The following is a 3,461-nucleotide window of genomic DNA, read 5'->3' on the forward strand; positions in this document are numbered from 1 at the left end:
TCCCCGAGCAAGCTCGGGGAGGATCACTTGCGAATCATTCTCACGCTCCCGAACCTTGCCCCTCCGGGCCCTGCGGCCTAAAGCGGCCCCGTTCCGTTCGCATCTGCGAGAAGCCCGTTGGTCGACCTGTCGCAATATCTGCCGATCCTGATGTTCCTGGGCGTTGCCCTGGCCCTGTCGTCGGCGTTCGTGTTCCTGCCGATGGGCGTCGCGCGCCTGACGGGGGCGCACAAACCGACGGCGGAAAAACTGTCCGAATATGAATGCGGATTCCCCGCGTTCGAGGATTCGCGCAGCCAGTTCGACGTGCGCTTCTACCTCGTCGCGATCCTGTTCATCATCTTCGACCTGGAGGCGGCGTTCCTGTTTCCCTGGGCGGTCAGCGTGTTCGACCTGGGATGGACCGCGTGGATCAGCATGATGATCTTCATCGGCGAGCTGGCGCTCGGCCTTGTCTATGCGTGGAAGAAGGGAGCCCTGGAATGGGAGTAGAACTCACCCATCCGGCGGGCGCCCCGTTTTCCGGATCGAGCATCATCCAGCCCGACCACGGCTATTTCGACGGTCTGAACGGCGAGCTGAACGACAAGGGTTTCCTGGTCACCTCGACCGAGGATCTGTTCCAGTGGGCGCGCACGGGCAGCCTGTGGTGGATGACGTTCGGCCTCGCCTGCTGCGCGGTGGAGATGATCCACGTCAACATGCCGCGCTACGACATGGAACGGTTCGGCGCCGCGCCGCGCGCGTCCCCGCGTCAGTCCGACGTGATGATCGTCGCGGGCACGCTGTGCAACAAGATGGCGCCGGCGCTGCGCAAGGTCTACGACCAGATGTCGGAGCCGAAGTACGTGATTTCGATGGGCTCGTGCGCCAACGGCGGCGGCTATTACCATTACAGCTACAGCGTCGTGCGCGGGTGCGACCGGATCGTGCCGGTCGACATCTACGTCCCCGGCTGCCCCCCGACCGCGGAGGCGCTGCTGTACGGCGTGATGCAGTTGCAGCGGAAGATCCGTCGCAGCGGGAGCATCGAGAGGTGAGGGCGCCCGCACCCGCCTGGGCGGCGGACCTGAACGATGCCACGATCGACACCGCGCGCGGCGCGATCGGTGCGGCGCTGACCCATGCGGTGGAGATCGCGGGCGAGGTGCAGTTGCACGTCACGCGCGACGGCCTGATCCCCGCGATGACCGCGCTGCGCGATACGCCGGGGCTGGAATATCAGCAGCTGATGGAGATTGCTGGGGTCGATTATCCGGATCGCGACGAGCGGTTCGAGGTCGTCTATTGCCTGCTGTCGCTCACGCGCAACCACCGCCTGCATGTCCATGTCCCCGCGACCGAGGATACGCCGGTGCCGTCGGTGACGGACATGTGGCCCGTCGCGGGCTGGCTGGAGCGCGAGGTGTACGACATGTACGGCGTGCTGTTCTCGGGCAACCGTGACCTGCGCCGCATCCTGACCGATTACGGGTTCCGCGGGCATCCGTTCCGCAAGGACTTCCCGCTGTCGGGCTATGTCGAGCTGCGCTATTCCGAGGAACAGAAGCGCGTGGTGTACGAGCCGGTCAGCCTTGCGCAGGATTTCCGCACGTTCGATTTCATGAGCCCGTGGGAGGGCGCGGAATACGTGCTGCCGGGCGACGAGAAGGCGAAATTGCCGCAGGCGAAGGGCGCGCCGACGCCGCTCGACGCGACGACGATCCAGAAGGCCGACGCCGCGCAGTCGCCGACGCAATCCCCCGCCGCGCCCAGCCAGGGCTATGCGAAGAAGGATGCGCAGGCGACGGGCGAGACGGGCGCGGGCAAGGCCGGCAGCGATGCGACGCCGAAGCCCGCCGATCCCGACGTCACCCCCGGAAAGGGAGGGCAGAACCAGTGACCGACCTGCGCGATCCCGCGATCGAGAAGATCCTGCACGCCCCCGACGCCGCGCATCCCGAGGCCGGCGACGTCGCGATCCAGAACTACACGATCAACTTCGGCCCGCAGCATCCCGCGGCGCACGGCGTGCTGCGGCTCGTCATGGAGCTGGACGGGGAAATCGTCGAGCGGCTCGACCCGCATGTCGGGCTGCTGCATCGCGGCACCGAGAAGCTGATCGAGTACAAGACCTATGCGCAGGCGATCCCCTATTTCGATCGCCTCGATTATTGCTCGCCGATGTGCATGGAGCACAGCTTCGTGCTGGCGATCGAGAAATTGCTCGACATCGAGGTCCCGATCCGCGCGCAATATCTGCGCGTGTTCTTCGCCGAGCTGACGCGCATCTCGAACCACATGCTCAACCTCGGCAGCCACGTCATGGACGTCGGCGCGATGACCCCGAACCTGTGGATGTTCGAGGTCCGCGAGGATTGCATGGGCTTCCTGGAGCGGGCGTCGGGCGCGCGGATGCATCATAATTACATGCGGCCGGGCGGCGTGCATCAGGACGTGCCGCTGAAGCTGCTGACCGATATCGCGGACTGGCTCGATACGCGTCTGCCGCGATTGTTCGAGGATGCGATCAGCCTCGTCGCGGACAATCGCATCTTCAAGCAGCGCAACGTCGACATCGCGATCGTCAGCCGCGAGGACGCGTTGAAATGGGGCTTCTCCGGCCCGATGATCCGCGCCGCGGGCGTGCCGTGGGACTTGCGCAAGTCGCAGCCGTACGACGCCTATGCGCGGATGGACTTCGACGTGCCGGTGGGGACGCGCGGCGACTGCTACGACCGTTTCATGGTGCGCGTGGAGGAGGTGCGGCAATCGGCGCGCATCATGCGCCAGTGCCTGAACGAGATGCCCGACGGCCCGATCGCCAGCCTCGACCGCAAGGTCGTGCCGCCCAAGCGCGCGGAGATGAAGAGTTCGATGGAGGCGCTGATCCATCACTTCAAGCTGTATACCGAGGGCTATCACGTCCCCGCGGGCGAAGTATATGTCGCGACCGAAAGCCCGAAGGGCGAGTTCGGCGTGTATCTGGTCAGCGACGGCAGCAACAAGCCGTACCGCTGCAAGATCCGCCCGACTGCGTTTTCGCACTTGCAGGCGATGGACTTCATGAGCCGCGGGCACATGCTGGCGGATACGACCGCGATCCTTGGCGCGATGGATATCGTGTTCGGGGAGTGCGATCGGTGAGCGAGGGCGTCACCAACGACCTGATCTATTCGGTGTTGCAGAAGATGCAGGCCGATCTATCGGAGCTGAAATTCGATGTCCGCGACCTGAAGGTGCGGATGACGATGGTCGAGGAGCATCTCGGCAGTTCCATCATCGCGACGTCGGGCGTGAACAGTCGCCTCGACCGTCTCAACGATCGTGTCGAGCGGATCGAAAGCCGCCTCGACCTCACGGACCACCGCTGATGGCTGACGCCCCCCACATCCCCGACGAGGCCGAGACGCGCGCGCGCTGGGGCGCGTTCCAATGGTCGGACGAGAGCCGCGAGAAGCGCAACGCGATCCTGTCGCGCT

Annotated in this window: 5 protein-coding genes and 1 pseudogene; all 6 read left to right on the plus strand. The window is 65.2% G+C overall.

The features are described 5' to 3' along the window. Nucleotides 1–117 precede the first annotated feature (117 nt). Nucleotides 118–492, plus strand: coding sequence for an NADH-quinone oxidoreductase subunit A (locus ASG29_RS06105; RefSeq protein WP_055981711.1), 375 nt, complete (start codon nucleotides 118–120; stop codon nucleotides 490–492). Next, entirely contained in the window at nucleotides 483–1,040 is a 558-nt protein-coding gene (locus tag ASG29_RS06110; RefSeq protein ID WP_055981712.1) for a NuoB/complex I 20 kDa subunit family protein, read from the plus strand. Before ASG29_RS06105 ends, ASG29_RS06110 begins: the two co-directional genes overlap by 10 nt. After that, nucleotides 1,037–1,882 carry an NADH-quinone oxidoreductase subunit C gene (locus ASG29_RS06115; RefSeq protein ID WP_055981715.1) on the plus strand — a complete coding sequence of 282 codons (846 nt, stop codon included), beginning with the start codon at nucleotides 1,037–1,039 and terminating at the stop codon, nucleotides 1,880–1,882. Before ASG29_RS06110 ends, ASG29_RS06115 begins: the two co-directional genes overlap by 4 nt. A gap of 20 nt (nucleotides 1,883–1,902) precedes the next feature. Then, on the plus strand, nucleotides 1,903–3,126 hold the full coding sequence (locus ASG29_RS06120) for an NADH-quinone oxidoreductase subunit D (protein WP_055982318.1): 1,224 nt from the start codon (nucleotides 1,903–1,905) through the stop codon (nucleotides 3,124–3,126). Next, nucleotides 3,123–3,353: a hypothetical protein gene (locus ASG29_RS06125; RefSeq protein ID WP_082515694.1), complete on the plus strand. Its 231-nt coding sequence runs from the start codon at nucleotides 3,123–3,125 to the stop codon at nucleotides 3,351–3,353. The genes ASG29_RS06120 and ASG29_RS06125 overlap by 4 nt, the downstream gene beginning before the upstream one ends. Continuing rightward, a pseudogene (locus ASG29_RS17430) lies at nucleotides 3,353–3,461 on the plus strand (NAD(P)H-dependent oxidoreductase subunit E); the annotation flags it as partial. The gene ASG29_RS06125 and the pseudogene ASG29_RS17430, both read left to right, overlap by 1 nt.

Source organism: Sphingomonas sp. Leaf412 (assembly GCF_001425405.1).
Classification (GTDB): Bacteria; Pseudomonadota; Alphaproteobacteria; order Sphingomonadales; family Sphingomonadaceae; genus Sphingomonas.

What these genes read in the sequence shown, in the direction of transcription:
- ASG29_RS06110 (WP_055981712.1), top strand. Translation starts at nt 483, where the DNA reads ATGGGAGTAGAACTCACCCATCCGGCGGGCGCCCCGTTTTCCGGATCG.